The following is a 23,055-nucleotide window of genomic DNA, read 5'->3' on the forward strand; positions in this document are numbered from 1 at the left end:
GTGCCGGTCCGCGCGCTACCCCTTCCCCAAGGGCGAGCACTGATAGCGCACCCCCCGGCTCACCATCCTGAAACGGTCACGCCCCTGGGTGGAGAACGGGTTCGGCAGGTCGAACACGCGCCGTCCCTCCGGGACGAGCGCCGAGGTGATCAACAGGATGCGGTAGCGGTTGCCCCGGGCGTGGCGGCGGGCCGCGTCCACCTCGGACGGTCCGAGTTCGAACTCCACCCGCTCGGCGTACGGCTCACTCAACGCCTTCACCTCGTACAGGCGGGTGGTGTCCTGCCACGCGACCTCGAAGTCGTAACCCAGGGAGTCGGACGCCTCACCGTCACGGTTGACGACGGCCGCGTAGCCCGAGACCCACCTCACGTCGGCGTAGTGGCGTTGGAGCCAGGCGCGCGCCGACACCTCTCCGACCAGGCCGATGGCGGACCGCTGGTCCTCGCTGGTCCGCTTCGTCTTCGCGACGACGATGCGCGGCTTGGCGGAGGAACCACCTCCGGTTCGTGGCCGGGGAACACCGCCCACGGTGTCGAGGCGCACCCTGCCCGACTGGGCGAGGAATGCCTCGTCGATGGTCTTGGAGGCGATGTCTGCGATGGTGGAGAGCTGGTCGTTTCCGACCCTGACCTCGGCCTCCCCGATGGTGATCGTGCGCGGAGCGGCGACGGCGGACCCACCGGAGTCCCGGGCCCGTGCCGCCGTCTGCGCGAGGTCCTTGTCGGTGAGGCCCAGCGCCGCGGGATCCGCGGCGTGCGGCATTCCGGCGGGCCACCCTACGGCACGTTCCACCGCGTCGAGCAGTTGCTCCTCGCTCAACGGCAGCAGGTCGCCGAGCCCGGTTCCCTCGATGAGGCTCCTGCATTCCAGCAGCACCGCCCCGTGCCACCCCCCGGGCACCTGGACGCCGTGACGGCGGCACCAGGCGGTCACCAGGGGGGCCAGTGTCGGCACAAGCGCGTCGAGTGCGGCCGCGTTGCGTGCGCGGAGCCGGTCAACGGGCTCCAGTTCGGTGGGCCGCTCGAAGTCGTCGTCGGCTCCGTGCCCCCGAAGCCATTCCCGGACCCTTTCGCGCATCGCCTCCTCGGGCGGGGTGATGAAGCGAGGAAGCCAGTCCGGGTCCGGCTGGAGGTCGTGCAGACCGCGGGCCGTGGCGTAGCCGGAGATGTCCTCGCCCCGCTGCGCGGCGACGGCGTACCGCTCGCGGAGCCGGTCGAGGAGGCTCCCGGAACGAGCACGCACGAAGTCGCCGAAAACCTGTTCATGGCGGTCGGGGTAGTACTCCGGGGCGTACCCGGGGCCGAGGGCGGCCAGTGCGGCGTTGAACTGCTGGAAGTCGATCCCCAGTTCGTCCCTGAGTTCCGCCGGCTTGGTGCAGGAGCGGGCCAGTGCCACCAGTTCCGCCGACGGCAGCGGCAGACCGGGCGCGAACCGGTCAATTAACCCGGCGAGTTCGCGCTCGCCGGCCGCGCGGCCGAGGAGGTGGGCGGCCTCCTCGCTCCAGGCGTCGGCGGCCAGGCACGTCAGCACTGGCCGGAGCAGCCTCACCGTGTCCTGCACGTCACCGGTGAGGTTGCGCCGGATCTCGGTGACCTTGGCCTCGGTCGTGTCCAGCGCCGCCGCGAGGGTGCTGTCGTCGATGAGCGCCGGGCTGTTGCCGCCGAAGCTCCGCTCGAGTTTGACGAGGACCAGTTCCAGCGCATCCTGCAGCCACGGCCTGCCCAGCAGCTGTGCGACGGCGGGCGTCGCCGCCTGTAGCTCGTCCCAGCCCTCGTCGCTCCTCCAGACGACCACCGTGGGGTGCTCGTCGTCCGGCAGCGGCAGGGCTCGCGTCGACGACGGCGGTTCGGCCGGCGTCCCGGAGACGGTGATCTCCACGTCGTCGGCGTGTACGACGCGGAGGGCGCGAAGCCGTTCGAGTGCGGCGCGCACACCGCGCTCGCTGCGGCGCACGAACGCCCCGGACTTGAGCTCCATGGCCAGCGCGACCACGGTGACCAGCCACTCCCGCCCCCTGATGAACACCGCCGCCTGACCCGACGGCGTGATGGGGGCGCCGTCACGATGACGTACCTGCACGTGGGTGGCCGACGTGCGCTGCGCCCTCAGCCCGTTCGCCTCGGCCAGGCGGACGACGACGTCACCGGACTCCGCCGGGGCGACGAGGACAGGATGCCCCGCCGGCTCGATGAGCGCTTCCTTCAAGGGGTCCGCCTCGTCGCAGACGATGACCGGCACCTCGTCGGACGACGGGCTGAAGGCGCCGAGCACGTTGGTGCGGCTGACCGCGAGACGGACCTGCTCACCCGGCGCCCAGGGCCACCGGCCGGTCCGCGCGATGTTCGACCACGCCCGCTCGTAATGCCGTTTGAAGGAGACACTGAGGTACTCGGGCACGTCGCCCTTGTCGAGCACGTCAGCCAGCTGTTTCACCGCCGCCCCTGCGTGCTGCGGATCTTCCCACCTGCGGAGGCCCAGCCGGAGCATCCGCTCGACGACACCCCTGTCGGTGAGCAGGCGGCGCGTCGACAAGGGCAACGCGGGGACGAAGGCCGGGAGTTCACCGTCGGTGCTGAACCAGGCCCGCCGGGGTGCGACGCAGGACGGGCCGTCCGGCTCCTCCACGGGAAGCCAGGCCATGTCTCGGAGGTAGGAGGCGAGAGGAGTGGGCCAGGTGTGCGCGTCCTTGAAGGTGTAGGTGGGCCTGTGCACGATGACGGTGAAGACCTCCTCACCCCAGGTGCGCAGCCCGTGCATCAACAGCTCGGCGAACTCGCGTCGAGCGGCCGGGCCGAGCCCGGCCACTTCGGCCGCTCCCGCCAGGTGGGCAGGCGGGTGCGTGAACTCATAGAGCGTGTAAGGGTGTTGGAATTTGGTCCATCCGCTCCTGACATCGGCACACCAGGCATCGGCGAGCGTGTCCCCGAGCCCGAAGCCCGCGGCGAGTCCCGCGAGCCGCAGTTCGTGTCCCTGGCGGGCTCCGAGTCGTTCCCCGACGGCTCCCGGCCTCAGGCCGTCGCACACACCGAGGGATTCCAGGAACTCGGTGTAGGCCGCCCGGTCCCGTACCGGCGCGGGCCAGTCGTCGGGGACACTGATCCACTGGTCCCGCTGCGCGGCCAGAGCCGGGATCCGGGATCCTCCCTCGGCGAGGAACCGCTCCAGTCGCCGCGCCCCCTCGGTGCCCCAGGCGGGTGAGAAGGAGCAGCGTGCGGCTCTGCCCCACCGGCCGGTGTCGGCCAGCGGCAGCCGGAAGGGGATACGGGCCAGCCGCCGACGCTGGGCCTGGGTGAGCAGTGAGTACTGCCGGAAGGCGAAGGTGAGGGCGTCGCGGCCGAGCGCCTCCGAGGGATGGCCGGAGAGCAGGTCGTCCAGGGCGTCGAAGACGCGGTCCAGTTGGTAGGGGCGCACCAGTTCGTTGCGCTCGAGGAATCCGCGCCCGGCGCTGTCCCAGGCGATCGCCGGGTGAGTGAAGGAGATACGGCGCCGGAGCGCCTTGAGGTCACCCGGGACCCGGGCGGCAGCGTCGCCGTCCGCGATGTCGTCGGGCTCGGGGTGGAAGAAGACGGTCGCGTCCTGCCTGCCGGACTCGGTCCGGCCGCCGAGGGCGCTTCTCAGCCGCATGTCCTGGTCGAGAATGATGCGTCGGCCCCGCAACACGCCTTGGTCCCGGGCGAACGCATGGGACAGGTCGCTGTAGAAGTCCGCCCATACCTGTCCTGCCGGTTCGGTGCCGCCGAGCAGTGACCGGGCCACGGTTTCGGTCCACTCGGCGGCCAGGAGCGGCGGCGGACGGAAGGCCCTGGAGGTGACGGCTCTGCACAGCTTGTCCAGGCGCGTGTGGCGGACAGGGCCGACGGACGGGGTCAGCAGGTCGGCTCCGGCCCTCGTGAGCGCCTCGGCGGTGAGGACGCGCCAGGAACGCTTGCCGTCGGGCCATCCGTAGGAGTCCTGCAACGAGCCCCACGCCTCCCTGCCGTGCAGGGGCACGATCGGTTCGGCGGCGAGCCTTCCGTCCAGGGCCGCGTCCAGCCGGTCCGGTACGTCCCAGCACGTGAGGTCGAGCACGAGGTCCGCGGCGAGAAGGTGCGGGGTCTCCGAGCGGATGCGCCTGCTCAGTTCGCATGTCAGTACGGCGAGCTGGTCGAGGAGGAAGGCGTTGAGGGCCACCGTCTCGCTGATGTCGAGGCGGGCCAGTTTGGTGAAGAACGGGGCATGGGCGTGGCCGGGGAAGGGGGCGTGGACGCCGTCGGCCATCGGCAGGAAGGTGTACATGCGGCCGTTGGGGAGCGGTGCGTCGAGGCGCAGCGCGACCGCCACCCAGGCCTCGGCGTCCCAGTTCTCCCAGGCGGCGTCGATCTCGCGCGCCTGGACACTGCGGCTGATCGCTCCGCTCAGGGCCTCGGGATCGAGCGTGCGACGCGCCAGCAGGTAGCGGCCCGCCCCGGCGAGGTCGACCTCCCGTACCCAGTCGTTGTCGCCTGCGGTGACCAGGTCCGATGTGCGCTCGGTACGCGAGAGGGCCTGCCGGAAAGCGGTGTCGGAGCCGTCGCGCATCTCGACGAGGAGTTCGGCCACCCGGTCGAGGAAGAGCAGGAGCGGCGCTTCGCCGTTCACCATGTCCTGCGCCTGCGCCACGGCGCGTCCCCAGGCGTGCCGGTCGCGCAGCGGCAGCCGTACGACCGTGGAGTACCCGTCCTCGGCGAGTTCCTTGAGTACGGGGTCGGTGACGTCGGCCGGTACCGGTAGTGCCAGCGGGGAGACGTCCTCGATCACCCGGGCCGCGAGTGCCGGGTCGTCCACCAGGGTGCGCACGTCCTCGGGCCTGGCGAAGCGGAAGCAGTAGCCGTCGAACACCGGGGAATCGGGTGAGGACTTCGAGTAGATCTCCGGCCAGTCCGTCAGTTGCAGCACGCTGCGGAAGCCGAGGCCCTTGTTGCCGATCCCCTCACCCGCCGCCTTGCTCGACAGGGCCAGCTCAGTGATGGCGCGGAAGTTCTCCTCGGCGAACATCGCCCCTTCGTTGGCGACGTAGAGGACGCCGCCCTCCTCCCGGGCGACCGCCAGGACGGCGATCCTTCCCGGGGCGGCCTGACCGAGTGCGTCGTGGCCGTTCTGGACGAGTTCGAGGATCGTGCGGCCCTCATACTCCTGGGCGGTGTCCTCGCTGACGGACTTCAGGCTCTCAGCGAAGCGCCACGTCTCGCCGGCGTCCCGGTAGATCTCGACTCGCCGCCGGGTCAGAGCGAGTACGGCCGCCCGGAATCCGTCGCTCTCCGCGGCATCCCACATCGATGTCATGGCTGTTCCCCCTCGTTCGTGCACAGCCCTGTGCCCGCCAGAAGCCAGACCTGGCAGTGTCATCCAACCGAATAAGGGGGCATGAAATCTGGTGAATTCCATATCGAGCGGCACATAGGTACCCGGCCACCCTCACTGCTCTACTCGCACTCAAGCGCGCTGCCTCATCGCCTTCGCACCGAAGGCTCCACTCAAATCGGGTCACCGGTAGCAAGCGATTGCGTCCAGGGAAGCGGTGTGCGGGTTCGACCTGATCCACCGTCAGCACCAGCGTCGAAAGAGCGTCAGGGTGGTCAGTCGCAAGCCGACGAACACGGGACACGCACCTGCTCTTCATCCCCCGTGCTGAAGGAAGCAGCTGGTCACGCGGTTCTCGATAATCTTCGCCCCAGTCCACCTGATGTTGCTCGGGAAACATGTCAAAGCGATCATCACTTCCCCCAAAACCGCAGGTCAGACCCCCTTCGCGGCTGGCTCCAGAATCGCCACGCACTCCACGTGATGCGTCACCGGGAAGAGGTCGAAGGCGCGCAGCCGCCGCGGGGAGTAGCCCGCCTCCCGGAAGTACGCCAGATCGCGGGCGAGCGCCGCCGGGTCGCAGGCGACGTAGGCGATACGGCGTGCGCCCAGGCCGGCCAGCCGGGTGACGGTCTCCTTGCCCGCCCCCGCGCGGGGCGGGTCCAGGACGATCAGATCGGCCTCGGTGATGCCGGTACGGGGCAGCACCTGCTCGACCTTGCCGTGCTCGATCCGGACCCGGTCGAGGTCCTGGAGGTTGTGCCGGGCGTCCTCGGCCGCGCGCTTGCCGGACTCGATGCCCAGCACCGCGCCGCGCTCCCCGACCCGCTCGCCGAGCGCCCCCGCGAAGAGCCCGACCCCGCAGTACAGATCGAGGGCGGTCTCGCCCTTGCGCGGCATCAGGCCCTGCATGACGGCTTCGACCAGCAGATCCGCCGCCTTGAGGTGGACCTGCCAGAAGCCTCCCTCGCCGACCCGCCAGGTGCGGCCCGCGGCGCGCTCGCGGACGAAGGGGCGGCCGTGGACGCGGTGCACGGTCCGGGCACGCTCACGGCCGCGCGGTTCGCCGACCCGTAGTACGGAGACCGGCCGGTCCAGCTCCACGATCGGCAGCCGGCCGCCGGGGCGCGGAGTGAGGACGACCTGCCGGTCCAGGGAGCCGGTGGCGGCGATCGCCTCCACTGAGGCGATCTGCGGCCATTCACGCTTCTCGATGCCGAGTTCGGTGACGCCGGGGGCGGCGATCAGACAGTGGTCGACCGGTTCGACCTCGTGGGAGCGGTGGCGGCGCAGCCCCGGCCGCCCCTGCTCGTCCACCGCGTACTGCACCCGGGTGCGCCACGCCGGGACCTCGCCGCGGGACACCTTGTCGCCGGGCGCGGGCTCGACCGTGCCGTCCCAGCCCGCCGCCTCGGGGGTGAGGCCGGCGAGCCGGCTCAGCTGTTCGGTGATCACGTCGGCCTTCAGCCTGCGCTGGGCGCCCGGGGCCGCGTGCTGCCAGTCGCAGCCGCCGCATTTGCCGGGTCCGGCGAACGGGCACGGCGCCTCGACCCGGTCCTTGGAGGCATCCAGCACCCGCACCGCGTCGGCGCGCAGGAAGCGCGCGCCCTCCTCGCCCTCGGTCACCTTGGCGACGATCCGCTCCCCGGGCAGCGCGTGCCGTACGAACAGCACCTGGCCCTCGGCGGTGCGGGCGACGCAGTGGCCGCCGTGCGCCACCGGGCCGACCTCGACCTCGTACTCCTCGCCGACCAGCGACGCCTTGGATTCACTGTGCATGGCGGGCTCGGCTCCAGAGGGGTGAGGGGGTGAGGGGACAACAGCCCACCAGTCTACGTGCCGCGGCCCTCACCCCGTCCCGGCCGGGTTCCGGGGCCTACCGGCCCGGAACCTGCGACTTGACGCCCTGCTTCTCGCGCTTCACCGGGGTCACCGGGCCGCGCCGCACCGCGCCGGGCGCGTTCCACTCGGCCCGCTTGCGCGCCCGCTGCCGCGCCGGCTCCGAGGAGTCCAGCTGCCAGGGCACGGACGTCACCATCACGCCCGGGGTGAACAGCAGCCGGCCCTTGAGCCGCAGCGCGCTCTGGTTGTGCAGCAGATGCTCGTACCAGTGGCCGACCACGTACTCGGGGATGTAGACGGAGACCACATCGCGCGGGCTCTCCCGGCGCAGCCCCTTGACGTAGTCGATGACCGGCCGGGTGATCTCGCGGTAGGGCGAGTCGAGGATCTTCAGCGGGACGTCGATGCCGCGCTCGGTCCACTCCTCCCGCAGCGCCTTGGTCTCGACGGGGTCGACGCTGATGCTCAGCGCCTCCAGCCGGTGGGACCGCATCAGCTTGGCGTAGGCCAGGGCCCGCAGCGTGGGCTTGTGGATCTTGGAGACCAGGACGATGGAGTGCACCCGGGAGGGGCGCACCTCCTCCTCGTCGGGCTCCTCGGTGGCCGCCGCGAGCTCCTCCGAGACGCCGTCGTAGTGGCGCCGGATGGCCGTCATGGTGGCGTAGAAGATGACCATACCGAGCAGGGCCACCCAGGCGCCGTGGGTGAGCTTCGTGAGCAGCACCACGACCAGCACCAGACCGGTGAAGAAGGCGCCGAAGGCGTTGATGGCGCGGGAGCGGACCATATGGCGGCGCACGGCAGGGTCGCGCTCGGTCGCCAGATGGCGGTTCCAGTGCCGCACCATGCCGGTCTGGCTGAGGGTGAAGGAGACGAAGACGCCGACGATGTAGAGCTGGATCAGCCGGGTCGAGTCCGCGCCGTAGAGGTAGACGAGGACGGCGGCGGCCGAGGCGAGCAGCACGATGCCGTTGGAGAAGGCGAGGCGGTCGCCGCGGGTGTGCAGCTGCCGGGGCAGATAGCGGTCCTGGGCGAGGATCGAGCCGAGCAGCGGGAAGCCGTTGTACGCGGTGTTGGCGGCCAGGAAGAGGACCAGTGCGGTGGCCGCGGCGAGCAGCACGAACATGAACGAGCCGTCGCCGAAGACCGCGGCCGCGACCTGCGAGATCACCGGGTTCTGGGTGTAGTCGGCGCCGAGCGCCACTCCCTTGTCCAGGAGGTCCCGCGCCGGGTTCTCGGCCATCTTCACGTCGGTGGCGAGGGCCAGCGTGATGATGCCGCAGAACATGGCGACGGCGAGACCGCCCATCAGCGCCAGCGTGGTGGCGGCGTTCCGGCTCTTGGGCTTGCGGAAGGCGGGCACGCCGTTGCTGATCGCCTCGACGCCGGTCAGCGCGGCACAGCCGTCGGAGAAGGCGCGCAGCAGCAGGAAGACGAGCGCGAAGCCGGCCAGCCCGGTGTGCTCGGCGTGGACCTCGTACCCGGCGGTGGGGGCCTTCATGTCGTCGCCCAGGACGAACCCGCGGTAGGCGCCCCACAGGATCATCGCGAAGACGCCGGTGACGAAGACATAGGTGGGGATCGCGAAGAGCTTGCCCGACTCCCGTACGCCCCGCAGGTTCATCAGGGTCAGCAGCACGATGATGCCGACCGCGCACAGCGTCTTGTGCTCGACGACGAAGGGGATGGCCGAGCCGAGGTTCTCCACACCGGAGGAGATGGACACGGCGACCGTGAGGACGTAGTCGACCAGCAGGGCGCTGGCGACGGTCAGGCCCGCCTTGGCACCGAGGTTGGTGGTGGCGACCTCGTAGTCACCGCCTCCGCTGGGGTAGGCGTGCACGTTCTGGCGGTACGAGGCGACGACCGTGAACATCAGCACGACGATCGCGATCGTGATCCACGGGCTGTAGTGGTAGGCCGACGCACCCGCCACGGACAGAACGATCATCACCTGCCCCGGCGCATACGCGACGGAGGACAGCGGGTCGGACGCGAAGACGGGCAGTGCGATGCGCTTCGGAAGGAGGGTCTCCCCCAGCTTGTCGCTGCGCAGCGCCCGCCCGATGAGGATCCGTTTCGGGAGGTCGGTCAGTTTGGACACGCAGAGGATCGTAAGCGGTAGGTCCGGCCCCCGCCCAGCCGCCTACCCCCAGGGCGGCGGCCGGGCGGGGAGGCCGTCAGCTCAGCCGGGCGGGCAGGGTGCGGTGACCGTTGGAAATGAACGATTCAACGGGCTGCAGCCCGTCCTGCCCGACCGCGAGGGAAAGTCGAGGGAAGCGGTCGAACAGCGCCGGGAGCGCGACGGCGGCCTCCATCCGGCCCAGCGGGGCACCGAGGCACAGATGGACGCCGTGGCCGAAGGCAAGATGGTTCTTGAGGTCCCGGGTGATGTCGAAGCGCTCGGCGCTCTCGCCGTGCACCTGTGGATCGCGTCCGGCGGCCGCGTAGGCGGCGAGGATGGCGTCGCCCTTGCGCAGCACCGTGCCGTCCTCGAGCTCGATGTCCTCGACGGCGTACCGCAGCGGCAGGTTGGCGACGGGGGCGGCGTACCGCAGCGTTTCCTCGATCACGTCGTCCCACGAGGCCCGGCCGGCCCGCACATGCTCCAGCTGCTCGGGGTGGGTGAGCAGCGCGTGGATGGCGTTGTCCAGGAGGTTGACGGTGGTCTCGTGGCCGGCGCTGAGCATCAGGGCGAGGGTGTCGACCAGCTCCTTCTCGTTCAGCCTGGAGTCGCTCTCCTCCTCCTGCACGGCGATCAGGCCGCTGGTCAGGTCGTCGCCCGGCCGCTCGCGCTTGGTGGCGACCAGCTCCCCGAGGACGGCGTACATCTCGGCGTAGGTGGCCGTGACCTCCTCCGGCGTGGCGGAGGTGTGGAAGATGCTGTCGACGACGTGGCGCATCCGCGTGCGCAGGGCCTCGTCGGAGAGTCCGAAGAGCTCGGAGATCACCTGGATGGGCAGCGGGTACGCGTACCCCTCCCGCAGGTCGACCGCCTCTCCCGGCGGGGTGGCCGCCAGCTGGTCGAGGAGGTCGGCGCAGATCTGCTCGATGCGCGGCCGTAAGGCGGTGGTGCGGCGCGCGGTGAACGCCTTGGAGACCAGGGTGCGCAGCCGTTTGTGCTCGGTGCCGTAGGCCGTGAACATGTTCTCCACGGCGACCCAGGTGATCAGGGGCCACTCGGGCGAGATCTCACCGTTGATCCACGCGGACCAGTGCTGCCGGGGGTCCTTGGAGACGCGGGGATCGGTCAGCAGTTGTTTGAGCAGTGCCTGGCGGCTTATTGCCCACGCCACCACGCCGTGAGGGAGTTCAACAGGCGTCGCTTCTCCGGACTCTCGGACTCTGGTTGCCTCGGCGTGGATATCCCTGCCGGTGGGGTCGAGGGCAATGGGGCGGGCGGATTCCATCGGCTGTCTCCAGGGGTCTCAGCGAATCGGTGCGATGCGGAGGCGGATGCTGGGAGCGGTTCGGCTGGAGTGGCAACTTGGGCGGGGAAACGCACGGGAAGCGCGGCGAGGGCGCGGTGGAAGGGGCCGGTCCGCCAGACCAGCTGCTCGACCGGGACGGCCAGCTCGATGTCCGGGAGGCGGTCGAGGAGCCGCTCGATCGCGACCGAGGCGATCACCCGGGCCGGCCGCTCCGCGGGGCAGCGGTGGGCCCCGGCGCTCCAGGCCAGATGGGCCCGGTTGCCGGAGCGGCGGTCGGAGGTGAGGGCGGCGTCTTTGTTGGCCGCGGCGTAGCTGATGACCACCGGTTCGCCCTTGCGCAGCCGTACGCCCGCGAGGTCGACGTCGTACCGGGGGTACCGGGTGCCGAAGTTGGCCAGCGGCGGGTCGCTCCACAGGACCTCGTCGAGCGCGTCCTGTACGGGCATGCTGCCCCCGGACAGCTCACCGGCGAAGCGGTCGTCCGCCAGCAGCAGCCGCAGCGAGTTGGCGATCAGGTTCTGCTGGGGGTCGGTGCCGGCGGCCATCAGCAGGATGATCTGCTGCATCAGCTCGTCGTCGGCCAGCCGCGAGGGGTGAGCGATCAGCCAGGAGGTGACGTCGGCCGAGGGCTGCTGGCGCTTGCTCGCCACGAGGCCCGAGATCCAGCGCAGCAGCTCGTCGTTGGCCTGCGCGGCGTCCTCGCCGCTGTCAAAGAGCTTCCCCATGGTCTCGACCAGCTTGGGCCCGTCCGCGGCGAGCGCGCCGAAGAGCTGGTTGAAGACGAGCAGCGGGATGACCGCGGCGTACTCGCTCAGCAGGTCGGCCTCGCCCTTGGAGGCGAAGGCGTCGATGAGCGTCTCCGCGCTGCGCTCGACGTACTCGCTGAGCGCGTGCGGGTCCACCCGGTCCAGGCTGTCGGTGATCGCCCCGCGCAGCCGGGCGTGCGCCTCGCCGTCGCAGAACAGGGCGTTCGGCCGGTACATCATCATGGGGGCCACCGGGCTGTCCGGCTGGACGGTCCCGTCGTGCACCGCCCGCCAGCCGCGCGGGTCCTTGGCGAACCGCTCGGTGTCGCGCAGGATCTCCAGACCGAGCGGGTAGCTGGTGACGAGCGAGCCGAACACCCCGGGCGAGAGCTCGACCGGCGCGATCGGCCCGTAGAGGGTGCGCATCCGCTCATAGGCGGCGTGCGGGTCCGCGGCGAAGTCGGCTCCGTACATCGGCACGCTCGCACCGGGCCCGGCGCCGTCTGAGGCATCGGCCGGCGCCGCGTGCGCGGGGCAGCCCTGTGGCGGGACGAGGTCGGTCGTGTCGGTGACTGGGCGGTGGGTCACACGTTCTCCTGGGCGGTGCGGGCCTGTCGGGCCTGCAGATACTGGACGAGGGCGATCAGGGCGTGGGTCGAGGAGATCCGGTCGCGGGCGTCGCAGGTCACCAGCGGGGTCTCCGGGAGCAGATCGAGGGCCTCCCTGACCTCCGCCTCGGCGAACCGGGGGGCGCCCTCGAAATGGTTGACGGCGACCGCGTACGGCAGTCCGTGCTCCTCCAGGACGGCCATCACGGGGAAGGACTGCTCCAGCCGCCGGGTGTCGGCGAGGACGAGCGCGCCCAGCGCCCCCCACGTCATGTCCCGCCACAGCCGGGTGAAGCGCTGCTGTCCGGGGGCGCCGAACAGATACAGCACCAGGGACTCGCTGAGGGTCAGCCGGCCGAAGTCCATGGCGACCGTGGTGGTCGTCTTCTCCTCGGTGCCCGCGAGGTCGTCGATGTCGGCACCGGCCTGCGTCATCGTCTCCTCGGTGCGCAGGGGGCGGATCTCGGACAGCGAGCCGACGAAGGTCGTCTTGCCGACGGCGAAGTGCCCGACGACCAGGAGCTTCGCCGCCACTCGCACGGTCCGGGGCAGATAGACCGCGTTCTCAGAGGCGAGCGCGGAGTCCATCGAGCACCTCCTGCAGCAGCTGGGTGTCGGGCAGGTCGGCCGAGGGAATGGGGGACCGGGTGGTGAGGTGGCCGCTGTCCACGAGATCGCCGAGCAGGACCTTGGTGACGCTGACGGGGAGCTCCAGATATCCGGCGACCTCGGCGACCGAGAGCGCCCCGCCGAGACAGAGCTCCATGACCCGCCGCTTCTCCGGGCTGAGCCCGGACAGCGGCCGGTCGGTGTGGGCCATGACCAGCGTCACCAGGTCGAAGGTGTTTCGGGTCGGGTAGGCACGGCCGTCGGTCACGACATACGGCCGTACCAATCCTCGTTCGCGCCTCCCCGGACTCATGCGGGGCTGCCGATGCCCTGCCGTGCGATGCCCTGCCGCGGCGGGCTGGTGAGCTCCTTGCCGAGCCTGTCGACCAGTTTCTGCATCCGGTAGCTGACCCCCTCCATGTCCACCGCCTCGGTGGCGGAGACCGCGAGATACGCGCCGGGACCGGCGGCGATCAGGAAGACATACCCACCGACGAACTCGACGAGCGTCTGCTGCCACGGAGTTTCCTCGCGGTCGCAGAACTCGGAGGTGCTGCGGCTGATCGACTGAAGCCCGGAGAGCGCGGCGGCCTGGCGTTCGGCCTCGTCGCGGGGGATGCCCTGGGAGTGTGCCCGCAGCATCCCGTCCGCGGAGAGCAGGATCGCGTGGCGTGCCTCCGGCATCTTGACGACCTCGTCGAGCATCCATCCGAGCTCGTTGTTCATGTGGTCGTTCATGCCTGGCGATTCCCTTCTTCGTTGTGGGGGGCGGCGTCCTGCTTACGGGCGCGTCCGGAGCGCGTACCGCGCGCGAAGGCGCCCATACGCTGGGCAGTTTCCTCGGCCGAGCGGACACGGTGCGACCCCGTGCCGGGTTCGGGCGCGCCGGACTGCGGTCCGGGCGCGGTGGGCCAGTCGTCGACCGGCGGGGCGGCGGGGTGCTGTCGGCGGCGGCGCTTGGGCAGACCGCCCGCCGTCGAGCCGTGGACGCGGGTGGCGTCCTCGTCCACGGCCGGCTGGGCGGGGGCCGAGGCGGGAGCCTGGGCCGGAACCTGCTCCTGCTCCTGCTCCTGAGCCGGAGCCTGGGCCTGGGCCTGGGCCGGAGCCTGGGCCTCGGCGCGGCGGGCGCGGGTCGGCCGGGAGGGGAGGGTGCGCAGCGGGGCAGCCCCCTGGGCATCCTGGGCGGTGGCGGCCGCGGCGGTCCCCGGCATGTCCGGGTCGATGTGCGTGAGCAGCGCGTTGGGCAGGAACAGGACGGCGCGCACACCGCCGTACGGGGACCTGGTGTCCACCGAGACGCTGAAGCCGTACCGCGCGGCGAGCAGACCCACGACGGCGAAGCCGAACTGCGGCGGGTCGCCGAGCCGGGAGACGTCCACGGCGCGCTGCCCGGACAGCAGGGTGGCGGCCCGCTGGACCTCCAGGCCGTCCATGCCGACCCCGGCGTCGTCGATCACGATGCAGGCGCCGTTGTGCACCGGCTGCAGGCTGACCTCGACGCTGGTGTTGGGCTGTGAGTGGCGGGCGGCGTTGTCCAGCAGCTCCGCGACCGCGAGCACGATGGGCTCCACGGCCCGGCTCACCACGGCGACGTCGATCAGACTGTGCACCTGGACGCGCTGGTAGTCGCGGATGCGCGACTTCGAACCGCGGACGACATCGGTCAGCGAGGAGGCCATCCGCTGGCGTCCGGGCCAGGATCCGCAGAGCACGGCGATGGCCTGGGCACGGCGGCCGAACTGCGCGTTGGCGTGATCGATCTCCAGGAGGTCCCGGAGCACATCGGGGTTGTCGTGCCGGTCCTGCATCTGGGAGATGGACACCTGCTGCTCGTTGGCGAGCCCCTGGACGGCCCGCATCGACGCCTTGAGCGCCGCCTTGGCGGACGCGTCGGCCCTCGACTGGGCCTTGTCCACCGCCCGCGCGAACAGCTCCATGACGGCGTGCAGGCTCTGCGCGTAGGCGGTACCGGCCAGCTTCTCGTCGCGCAGCCCCGGCAGCGGGGTGGGCTGGCTCAGCGCGTCCCCGATCGCCGGAAGGCGCGCCTCGACAAGGTGCTTCACCTCCTCGTCACGAGCCCGCAGGCTGTCCTCGAGCGTGGCGTTGCGCCTGCGCACGCCGGCGGTGATCTGTCGCTGGCGTATCAGAAGCACCAGAACGACGAGGAGGACGACGGCCAGACACCAACTCACCGCCTCGGTTATGTGATCAGTCATCAGGAACCTCGTGCAGGAGAACGCGGGCGCGGAGGGAACGATTCAGTGCCCTGATGTCCCGTCCGGAAACGGAATACAGCGATCATCTTAGTCACGTCGTGACCGAGTGTCCGACGACCGTAACCGAGTTCGAACTCACGTGATGCCAGGGGTGCTTGCCGTGATGATTCAGTGAAGGTCCTGGATGCCGGGCGAAGATGGAAGAACGGGACCACAGATGGACCGCCATTGCCACCCCACGGTAGTGGCCTGGGGCGATCGTCCACAGCATTTTCGCGTCTCGTCCTCATCCGGAAATGATCAGTCTTCCACCACCCCCGGCCCCAGTCCGGTCACCGCGGGAACTTGCCGCTATGTCATACGTCACCCCGTTCATTTCGGGACCGCCGTGCGCGGGCGCAGGTCCGCGCCATGGGTACGGATACGGTGGGGACAGGCGCCGCGGCGGACGACTTCGGCGTCCCCAGCGGCACCGGCACCACCGGGGTCTTCGCCCCGCTGTCGCCCCGTAGGTCCTGGAAGGAAGATGTGAACAGGGTGTTTGTGCAGATCAGCACGGTCGTCGGGAGTGCGGGGTAGGACGCATGCATATCGTGATCATGGGCTGCGGCCGGGTGGGTGCGGCGCTCGCCCAGACCCTGGAGCAGCAGGGACACACGGTCGCGGTGGTCGATCAGGACCCCACCGCCTTCCGCCGCCTCGGCGCGGGCTTCGGCGGGCGCCGGGTCACCGGTGTCGGCTTCGACCAGGACACCCTGCGCGAAGCGGGCATCGAGGAGGCCGGGGCCTTCGCCGCGGTCAGCAGCGGCGACAACTCCAACATCATCGCGGCCCGGGTGGCCCGGGAGATGTTCGGCGTGGAGAACGTGGCGGCCCGTATCTACGACCCCCGGCGCGCCGAGGTCTACCAGCGCCTCGGCATCCCCACCGTGGCCACCGTGCGGTGGACCGCCGACCAGATGCTGCGGCGGCTGCTGCCGTCCGGCGCGGAGCCGCTGTGGCGGGATCCGAGCGGCGGGGTGCAGCTGGCCGAGGTGCACACCTCCCCCGCGTGGGTGGGGCACAAGGTCAGCAAGCTCCAGGAGGAGACCGGGGTGCGGGTGGCGTTTTTGACCCGGCTCGGCGAGGCAATGCTGCCGACCTCCCAGACGGTGCTGCAGGAGGGCGACCTCGTGCATGTGATGATGCGCACCGATGAGGTCGAAAAGGTCGAGGCGGCCTTCGACAAGGGACCCGAGGAGGGCAGTCGGTGAGCGACGCGCGCACGGCCGCCGGGCCGCGCAGGACAGCGAAGGCCGCACCTGTGCGCCGGATGGGCGGCAGTGACATCAGCCGCTGGCGCGGCGGGGCGAACGAGGAGGCACCGTGAGGGTTGCCATTGCCGGAGCGGGCGCCGTGGGGCGCTCCATCGCGGGCGAGCTGCTGGAGAACGGGCACGAGGTGCTCCTCATCGACAAGGCGCCGACCGCCATCTCGGTGGAGCGGGTGCCGCAGGCCGAGTGGCTGCTGGCCGACGCGTGCGAGATCACCTCACTGGACGAGGCGGCGCTTCAGCGCTGCAATGTGGTCATCGCGGCCACCGGCGACGACAAGGTCAATCTGGTCGTCTCGCTGCTCGCCAAGACCGAGTACGGGGTGCCCCGGGTGGTCGCCCGGGTCAACAACCCCAAGAACGAGTGGCTGTTCAACGAGGCCTGGGGCGTCGATGTCGCCGTCTCCACCCCGCGGCTGATGTCGGCGCTGGTCGAGGAGGCGGTGAGCGTCGGCGATCTGGTGCGGCTGCTGCGTTTCAGCCATGGCGACGCCAACCTGGTGGAGCTGACGCTGCCGCCGGAGGCGGCGCTGGTCGGCACCCGGGTCGGCGATGTGGAGTGGCCGGAGGACACCACGCTGGTCACCATCATCCGCGGCACCCGTGTGCTGACCCCGAACAAGGACGACGTCCTGGAGGCCGGCGACGAGCTGCTGTTCGTCGCGGCGCAGGCGCGCGAGGAGCAGCTGGAGGATCTGCTGTCCGTCAAGCGCGCGTCGGCCGAGAGCTGAGCACCGCGATGTCCGCGTGGGCGAGGGCCCCAGGAACCTCTTCGGTTCCCGGGGCCCTCGCGTACGCGGATCGTCGGTCAGCGGCGGTGCCGCGGCGGCCGACGGCGGTCGACGGCGTCGGGCCGGGTCCGGGCCTCGCTGACGATCTGGTCCGTCCACTCCGCGATCACCGGCTCGGCGATCCTCTCGGCCTCGGCCTTCGTGCGCTCCCGCTCCCGCTCGGCCTTCTCCTCCGCCTCCATCTCCGCGATCACGTCGATCGGCGGCGGGGCCTTGGCGAGGAAGATCCAGGTGAGATAGACGCAGAGCAGGAACGGCGGAATGCCGAGCGCCACCTTGACCCAGCCGAGCTGGGTGGCGTCCCCCCACCAGTAGAGCGGGAAGAGCACCGCCGACTTGGCCAGCAGGATCAGCCCCCACGCCCAGGTGGACTTGGTGTACGCGCGCAACCGGCCCGGGTTGCGGGTGCGCCAGGAGAGGTTCTCCTTGAGCATCGGCCCGAGCAGCACACCGATCAGCGGGTAGCGGAAGATCGCCGAGACGATGTACGCGATCGCCAGGCCCAGGGTGTAGAGCATGCCCGGCAGATAGAAGTTCTTGGCGTCGCCGGACATCATCGCGAAGATCGCGCCGAACGCGACCCCGAGGACCCCGCTGAAGGCGTGCTTCAGCGTCTCCTTGCGCACCAGCCGGGCCACCGCCAGCAGCACGGTGAGCCCGAGCGAGGCGAGCGCGGCGAGGTGGATATCGCGCTTGATGGTGTACAGCAGGACGAAGACCAGACCGGGGACGGTGGTGTCCACCATGCCCCGCACCCCGCCGAACGCCTCCAGGAGCGCGGTGTCCGCCGCCGCTCTGCTGTGGGCGGCGGCGTCCTGATGATCGGTCGGGGTCGTCGTGTCGTCTGACGTCACCGGCTACTCCTGTCCGAGTGGTCGGAGTTCGTATTTCGGATTGAACAGCACCCGGCGCCCGTGGCTCATGGAGATCCGGCCGCTGGCGATCAGCTTGCGGCCGGGTTCTATCCCGATGATGGAGCGACGGCCCAGCCACACCACATCCAACGCGGCGCTGCCGTCGAAGAGCTCCGCCTCCAGCGCCGGCACCCCGGCCCGCGGCCGCAGCGTCACGGTGCGCAGCGTGCCCGTCACCTTGACGATCTGACGGTCGCCGCATTCACCGATCTTGGTGCAGCCCGCGGCCTCCGCGTCCTGCTGCAGCTCGGCAGAGTGAAGCTCCTCTTGGGAAGTCGACAGCCGGTCGAATATCCGCCGGAGGCGGCCGGCCGGCTTGTCGCCCTTGTCGGAGGGCTGGCGTACGGAACTCATACGGCCAGCGTACCGGTGAGCCCCCGCCAGGACCCCGTCCCGCCGCTCACCGCTCGAACCGTTAGCCCATCCCGCTGGCGCGGATAGGAGGGGTCGGCCTCCAGCTTGCGGCGCAGCTGACGCGTCCTCGGGGCGCTCGGGCGGCGGGGCTCCCCCGTGGCCGCCGAGCGGCGGGGCTCCCCCCGTGGCCGCCGACGCCGCCCGCGCAGGTCCAGGGGGCGACGTCGCTCTCCCGCTCCAGCAGCGCCACCGCGTCCATGGCGAGGGTCTCGCGGACCCGCTCCAGCAGCGCCTCCAGGATCGTCTCGCCGCGCAGCACACTGCCCGCGAGGAAGGACAGCACCTCGGACTCGGCGCGCAGCCGGGCGGCCTGGTGGGTGCGGCGGGCGCCGAGGTCGACGACGGAGGCCACGGAGACGGCCACCGCCACGAAGATCGCCATGGCGACCAGGCAACGGGTTTCCGTTCACCCCTTTGGCGACGAGTGCCACCAGCGCGAAGACCGCGATCGTGGCGACGACGAAGGCCAGGTCGGCCATCGTGTGCTCCTAGAGGCTCGGGGGTGAACGGACCTCTACAGGAAACCCCCGACCGGACGGCGCCCGGCCTGGCGTTGACGGCTCCCATACGGCCATGGGCGCCCTCTTGACGCATTGCTGAGGCCGACGCCCCCTACCTGCGCACAGCGGTGGGCCGTACTCCGCAGAGAAGAGTACGGCCCACCGGTAAACGCCCGTATCAGGCCAGGCCCTGCGCCGGGGCTCAGCCGGATGCGAGCGAGCAGCCCGCCAGGGCGTCAAGACCGGAGGGGGCGGTCGAGCCCTGGCGGGAGATGGAGAGGACGATGCGGTCGATCGTCGAGACCCGCCTGTCCTTCAGCGGGCCGAGGATGGCGTTCTGCAACGGAAGGCCACGCGACATCTGATCACTCACCTCATTGAGGTCTGACAGGGGGCGTATTTGTTCTGCCCGCTCCCCGGCGCCGGGCGTGCTCAAGGTCTCGCGCCCATCAGTACGGGCCGTGTGAACCGAGTGTTCAACGCGGCCCGGGAAAAATGCCGAAGGGGCCCGGCGGCTTGGCCCCGGGCCCCTTCGGGCCTTGGCTGTCGTACCTCGCGGAAGCGGGTCAGCGCACCTCGCTGATCTCCGGGCCGCGCTGGAGCCGGTCGGCGCCGCCCGCGAACCGCGAGCCCTGCGCCTCCTCCTGCTGCACCCCGTCGGGCACCATCTGCGCGTCGTCCGGCAGCTTGAGCACGATCGGATCGCGCGGGGCCATCGGGCCCTCGCCGCGCACCACGACCGTGTCCTGGAAGATCGCCTCCAGCAGACTGCCGGTCTCGGGCTGCACCGCGCCCTGCCCGGAGATCACTCCGCGCAGGAACCAGCGCGGTCCGTCGACGCCGATGAAGCGAACCACCTGCACACCGTTCGTGCCGTCCGGCAGCTGCACCGGCACCTGGGCCCGCAGCTCCCAGCCGAGCGGGCCCTCGACCTCGTCCACGACGCCGCCCTGCTGGGTGATGCCGGTGGCGATCTCGTCCCGTACCTCGGCCCAGATGCCTTCCTTCTTGGGTGCGGCGAACCCCTGGAGCTGCACGGCGCTGTCCCGCAGCACCACGGTCGCGGCGACAATCGCGTCGCCCGCGACCTCCACCCGCAGCTCCATGCCCTCGACACCGGGCACGAACAGGCCGCCCAGGTCCACCCGGCCCTCGCCGGGCTCGCGCACCTCGGATACATCCCATGGGCCGTCGGGGCGCGGCGCCGGCGGCAGGCTCACCCGGCCGGCGTCCGCCTCCTCAGCGGTGTCCGCCGCGTCTTCCGCGTCCTCGGCCAACTCCTCGGAGGTGACGTCGATCGACTCGACGTCCTCCTTGCTGCGCTTGCGGCGACGTCCGAACACGTCATCGTCCTTCCCGGTCGGAACCGACCGAAGCGTATCCATTCCCACCCGTTGTGCCGTCCACGGCGGCATGACCGCCGGTGGACCCGAAGCCCCCCTCGGCCCGCGCCGACCCGGGAAGCTCCGCCACCTCGTGGAAGCGCACCTTCTCGACCTGCTGGACGACCAATTGGGCGACGCGGTCGAAGCGCTCGAACCGTACGCTCTCGCGCGGGTCGAGATTGACCACGATCACCTTGATCTCTCCACGGTACCCGGCATCGATGGTCCCCGGGGCATTCACCATGGCTACCCCGCAGCGGGCGGCGAGTCCGGACCTCGGATGCACGAAAGCGGCATACCCCTCCGGGAGCGCGATAGACACTCCGGTGGGCAGAACGGCCCGCTCGCCGGGGGCCAGTTCCGCGGCCTGCGTGGTGACGAGGTCGGCGCCGGCGTCACCGGGGTGGGCGTATGCGGGGACGGGCACCTGGGGGTCCACCCTGCGGATCAGCACATCCACGGGATCGGGGCTCATGGCTTCACCTCGAAAGCGCGCGCGACCTTGACCTGGTCCGGATCGGCGAGCGCCGCGTTGATCTCCTCCGACCGGCCGTTCTCGATGATGTGGTCGACCCGCACCTCTATGAAGAGCGCCTGTGCACGCAGCGCGAGCGGGCCGTCCGGGCCGCCGGTCCGGCCCGTGGCCACGCAGTAGATCTTGCGGCCGTACACGGCGGTCACCCGTGCTTCCAGGTGCAGCACCGTGCCGACGGGCACGGGCCGGAGGAAGTCCGTCTCCAGCCGCCCGGTCACGGCGATCACCCGCTGGATCCAGCACAGCGCCCCGAGCGTCTCGTCCAGCGCCGTGGCCAGCACTCCGCCGTGGGCCAGACCGGGAGCGCCCTGGTGGGCGGTGCGCACCGTGAACTCGGCGGTGGTGCTCACGCCCTCGCCCGCCCGCGCCCGCAGGCGCAGACCGTCCGGCTGGCTGTCGCCGCATCCGAAGCACTGGTCGTTGTGCGCGTCGAGGAGCTCCCCGGGCGCGGGCGCGCCGGGGTGGCGCACGGGTGCCGTGGCACCGTCCGGCGGCGTCAGCACTGTCGTTCTTCCACTCACAACGGCTGACCTTACCCGCGCGAACAGCCCGGGTTGGCGGCCATGCCAAGCTGATACGCATGGAGCCTTACGACGAACGCCTCACCGCGCCCCGTTCCTGGTGGTTCATCGCCTTTTTGATCGGGGTCTCCATGGCGTTGATCATGCTGCCGTTCGGCACCCTGCCGATGCTCGGCGGGCTGATCGGCGGTGCGGCGCTGGCCAGTGTCGCGGTGAGTTCGTACGGCTCGGCACGGGTGCGGGTGGTGGCGGGCTCGCTGGTGGCGGGAGACGCCCGGATCCCGGTGTCGGCCCTGGGGACCTCCGAGGTGCTGGACGCCGCCGAGGCGGCCGCCTGGCGCACGCACAAGGCCGATCCGCGGGCCTTCATGCTGCTGCGCAGCTATATCCCGACCGCGCTGCGGGTGGACGTCACCGATCCCGAGGACCCGACCCCGTACGTCTATGTCTCGACGCGGGACCCCGAGGGCCTCGCCGCCGCGCTCGCGGCCGTGCGCTCCTAGCGGGGTCAAACCCCCCGGGGGCTCACTCGGCCGGGGGCTCCAGGGCGCCCAGGGCGCCCCAGGGGACCTGCTGGACGCGCAGATCCTTGCGGACCTTGCCCGCGAGCTTCCTGGTGTCGCGCCGGTTCATCGCGGCGCCGACGGCCGCGCCGACCATGAAGGGCGCCAGGACCGGCAGATTCCGGAAACTGCGCTTGAGGACCTGCTGGCGCAGCTCGCGCTTCATCTGGACGCCCAGGGCGGCGTTGACGGTCGCCGGCACGGTGACGTCGATACCGCGCTCCTCGGCCCACGCGCCGAGATAGGCCGTGGCGCGCTGGCGCACGGTGCCGGGCGCACGCAGGCCGTAGACCTCGTGCAGCTCGGCGATGAGCTTGATCTCTATGGTGGCGACGCCGACGATCTCGGCGGCCAGCTCGGTGGGCATGGCGGGCGGGGCCGGCAGCATCGCCGCGGCACCGACGCCCGCACCCACGGTGGAGGTGCCGTTCGCGGCACCGGCCACCAACTTGTCCGCGATCTCCTCCGGGCCGAGTCCGGGGAACTGCTTGCGCAGGGTCGCGAGGTCGCGGACCGGAATGCGTGGAGCGTTCGCGATGATCCGGTCGGCGACCGCGTAAACCCCCGCTCTCGCACGCTCACCACCCCGTCGGACGCCACGGCCGATGGCGGTCGCGAGCGAGGCCATCCGGCCTCGCTCGACATGCGCCTCGCTCACGTCGCCGTGCTCCGCCTCCACGCCTGCTCCGCGGCTTATGCCGCGCAGTCGCGGCAGATCGGCTGGCCGTTCTTGGTCTCGGCGGCCAGCTGGCTGCGGTGGTGGACCAGGAAGCAGCTCATGCAGGTGAACTCGTCCGCTTGGCGGGGCAGCACCCGTACGGACAGCTCCTCGTTCGAGAGGTCCGCACCGGGCAGTTCGAGCCCCTCGGCCTGCTCGAACTCATCCACGTCGACGGTCGACGCGGACTTGTCGTTCCTCCGGGCCTTCAGTTCCTCGATGCTGTCCTCGTTGACATCATCATCGGTCTTGCGTGGAGTGTCGTAATCCGTTGCCATGTCGCCTCTCCCCCTCTGGGTGTCTGCGGTGTCTCCAGCGCACGTAACGCGTGAGAGGCCGGACTTGTGCCCGACCTGAGGCGGAGATTTTGCCTCACATCAAGGTCTGTTACTCAATCGACACCCAACCGCACCCCTGAAGAGGTGATCGGGTTGGATGGCCATCGGGACCGTACACGGTCCGAATGTGGCACTCGCGCGCGCCATGACGTGTACTTCCCGTGATCACGGCCCCTGAAAACCCGGATTTTCCCGGCTTTCCGTCAACCGTGACGGTCACGCAGAGTATATGGCTGGAAAATCGTCCATGTGATCGATCACACACGATACCGCTGGTGGGCGGATCACGA

At 70.7% G+C, this 23,055-nt stretch carries 21 protein-coding genes and 1 pseudogene; 4 read left to right on the top strand and 18 right to left on the bottom strand.

What is annotated here, in order from left to right:
• Positions 1 to 15: 15 nt before the first annotated feature.
• The 9 genes from ABZS71_RS03900 to ABZS71_RS03940 all read right to left on the bottom strand — a co-directional run bounded on the left by ABZS71_RS03900 (position 16) and on the right by ABZS71_RS03940 (position 14,774).
• Entirely contained in the window at positions 16 to 5,304 is a 5,289-nt protein-coding gene (locus tag ABZS71_RS03900; protein ID WP_356207389.1) for a hypothetical protein, read from the bottom strand.
• A gap of 453 nt (positions 5,305 to 5,757) precedes the next feature.
• The gene (locus ABZS71_RS03905; RefSeq protein WP_356207391.1) at positions 5,758 to 7,101 is read right to left on the bottom strand and encodes a TRAM domain-containing protein; all 1,344 of its coding nucleotides are present in this window, start codon (positions 7,099 to 7,101) and stop codon (positions 5,758 to 5,760) included.
• A 97-nt stretch (positions 7,102 to 7,198) separates the two neighbouring features.
• Positions 7,199 to 9,268, bottom strand: a complete 2,070-nt coding sequence (locus ABZS71_RS03910) for an APC family permease (RefSeq protein WP_356207394.1) — start codon at positions 9,266 to 9,268, stop codon at positions 7,199 to 7,201.
• 76 nt (positions 9,269 to 9,344) lie between these two features.
• On the bottom strand, positions 9,345 to 10,463 hold the full coding sequence (locus tag ABZS71_RS03915; RefSeq protein WP_355845932.1) for a cytochrome P450: 1,119 nt from the start codon (positions 10,461 to 10,463) through the stop codon (positions 9,345 to 9,347).
• A complete protein-coding gene (locus tag ABZS71_RS03920) occupies positions 10,445 to 11,815 on the bottom strand; it encodes a cytochrome P450 (RefSeq protein ID WP_356207542.1) in 1,371 nt (456 codons plus the stop codon). The genes ABZS71_RS03915 and ABZS71_RS03920 overlap by 19 nt, the downstream gene beginning before the upstream one ends.
• A gap of 110 nt (positions 11,816 to 11,925) precedes the next feature.
• Positions 11,926 to 12,537 (bottom strand): ATP/GTP-binding protein, encoded by a 612-nt coding sequence (locus tag ABZS71_RS03925; RefSeq protein WP_355845935.1) that lies wholly within the window; start codon positions 12,535 to 12,537, stop codon positions 11,926 to 11,928.
• Positions 12,515 to 12,871 (bottom strand): DUF742 domain-containing protein, encoded by a 357-nt coding sequence (locus tag ABZS71_RS03930; RefSeq protein ID WP_355845938.1) that lies wholly within the window; start codon positions 12,869 to 12,871, stop codon positions 12,515 to 12,517. The genes ABZS71_RS03925 and ABZS71_RS03930 overlap by 23 nt, the downstream gene beginning before the upstream one ends.
• Entirely contained in the window at positions 12,868 to 13,296 is a 429-nt protein-coding gene (locus tag ABZS71_RS03935) for a roadblock/LC7 domain-containing protein (RefSeq protein ID WP_355845941.1), read from the bottom strand. Before ABZS71_RS03935 ends, ABZS71_RS03930 begins: the two co-directional genes overlap by 4 nt.
• On the bottom strand, positions 13,293 to 14,774 hold the full coding sequence (locus tag ABZS71_RS03940) for an ATP-binding protein (RefSeq protein WP_356207397.1): 1,482 nt from the start codon (positions 14,772 to 14,774) through the stop codon (positions 13,293 to 13,295). The genes ABZS71_RS03935 and ABZS71_RS03940 overlap by 4 nt, the downstream gene beginning before the upstream one ends.
• A 411-nt stretch (positions 14,775 to 15,185) precedes the next feature.
• Here ABZS71_RS03940 and ABZS71_RS03945 point away from each other — a divergent pair, with 411 nt between their 5' ends.
• The 3 genes from ABZS71_RS03945 to ABZS71_RS03955 all read left to right on the top strand — a co-directional run bounded on the left by ABZS71_RS03945 (position 15,186) and on the right by ABZS71_RS03955 (position 16,817).
• Positions 15,186 to 15,353 (top strand): hypothetical protein, encoded by a 168-nt coding sequence (locus ABZS71_RS03945; protein WP_355845947.1) that lies wholly within the window; start codon positions 15,186 to 15,188, stop codon positions 15,351 to 15,353.
• 5 nt (positions 15,354 to 15,358) lie between these two features.
• Positions 15,359 to 16,027: a TrkA family potassium uptake protein gene (locus ABZS71_RS03950; protein ID WP_355845950.1), complete on the top strand. Its 669-nt coding sequence runs from the start codon at positions 15,359 to 15,361 to the stop codon at positions 16,025 to 16,027.
• Positions 16,028 to 16,139: 112 nt separating this feature from the next.
• A complete protein-coding gene (locus tag ABZS71_RS03955; protein WP_356207400.1) occupies positions 16,140 to 16,817 on the top strand; it encodes a TrkA family potassium uptake protein in 678 nt (225 codons plus the stop codon).
• A gap of 77 nt (positions 16,818 to 16,894) precedes the next feature.
• On the opposite strand, the gene ABZS71_RS03960 is transcribed toward ABZS71_RS03955, so the two are convergent.
• The 7 genes and pseudogenes from ABZS71_RS03960 to ABZS71_RS03990 form a co-directional block, all read right to left on the bottom strand.
• A complete protein-coding gene (locus ABZS71_RS03960; RefSeq protein WP_356207402.1) occupies positions 16,895 to 17,731 on the bottom strand; it encodes a DUF3159 domain-containing protein in 837 nt (278 codons plus the stop codon).
• 3 nt (positions 17,732 to 17,734) lie between these two features.
• Positions 17,735 to 18,145 (bottom strand): OB-fold nucleic acid binding domain-containing protein, encoded by a 411-nt coding sequence (locus tag ABZS71_RS03965; protein ID WP_355846198.1) that lies wholly within the window; start codon positions 18,143 to 18,145, stop codon positions 17,735 to 17,737.
• A gap of 187 nt (positions 18,146 to 18,332) precedes the next feature.
• Positions 18,333 to 18,596: pseudogene (locus ABZS71_RS03970) on the bottom strand (histidine kinase); the annotation flags it as partial.
• 311 nt (positions 18,597 to 18,907) lie between these two features.
• Positions 18,908 to 19,066: a hypothetical protein gene (locus tag ABZS71_RS03975; protein WP_356207404.1), complete on the bottom strand. Its 159-nt coding sequence runs from the start codon at positions 19,064 to 19,066 to the stop codon at positions 18,908 to 18,910.
• A gap of 205 nt (positions 19,067 to 19,271) precedes the next feature.
• Positions 19,272 to 20,048 (bottom strand): DUF3710 domain-containing protein, encoded by a 777-nt coding sequence (locus tag ABZS71_RS03980; protein ID WP_356207406.1) that lies wholly within the window; start codon positions 20,046 to 20,048, stop codon positions 19,272 to 19,274.
• A 1-nt stretch (position 20,049) separates the two neighbouring features.
• Entirely contained in the window at positions 20,050 to 20,565 is a 516-nt protein-coding gene (gene dut, locus ABZS71_RS03985; RefSeq protein WP_356207408.1) for a dUTP diphosphatase, read from the bottom strand.
• A complete protein-coding gene (locus tag ABZS71_RS03990) occupies positions 20,562 to 21,146 on the bottom strand; it encodes a PaaI family thioesterase (RefSeq protein WP_355845968.1) in 585 nt (194 codons plus the stop codon). The genes dut and ABZS71_RS03990 overlap by 4 nt, the downstream gene beginning before the upstream one ends.
• Positions 21,147 to 21,205: 59 nt before the next feature.
• Between ABZS71_RS03990 and ABZS71_RS03995 the strand changes: the two genes are divergently transcribed.
• Positions 21,206 to 21,649: a DUF3093 domain-containing protein gene (locus ABZS71_RS03995; protein WP_356207411.1), complete on the top strand. Its 444-nt coding sequence runs from the start codon at positions 21,206 to 21,208 to the stop codon at positions 21,647 to 21,649.
• A gap of 22 nt (positions 21,650 to 21,671) precedes the next feature.
• On the opposite strand, the gene ABZS71_RS04000 is transcribed toward ABZS71_RS03995, so the two are convergent.
• Positions 21,672 to 22,484 (bottom strand): hypothetical protein, encoded by an 813-nt coding sequence (locus ABZS71_RS04000; protein ID WP_355846201.1) that lies wholly within the window; start codon positions 22,482 to 22,484, stop codon positions 21,672 to 21,674.
• A complete protein-coding gene (locus ABZS71_RS04005) occupies positions 22,403 to 22,705 on the bottom strand; it encodes a DUF4193 domain-containing protein (RefSeq protein ID WP_009714537.1) in 303 nt (100 codons plus the stop codon). The genes ABZS71_RS04000 and ABZS71_RS04005 overlap by 82 nt, the downstream gene beginning before the upstream one ends.
• Between the last annotated feature and the right edge of the window lie 350 nt (positions 22,706 to 23,055).

Origin of the sequence: Streptomyces sp. NPDC005393, from assembly GCF_040606675.1 — a bacterium.
Classification (GTDB): domain Bacteria; phylum Actinomycetota; class Actinomycetes; order Streptomycetales; family Streptomycetaceae; genus Streptomyces.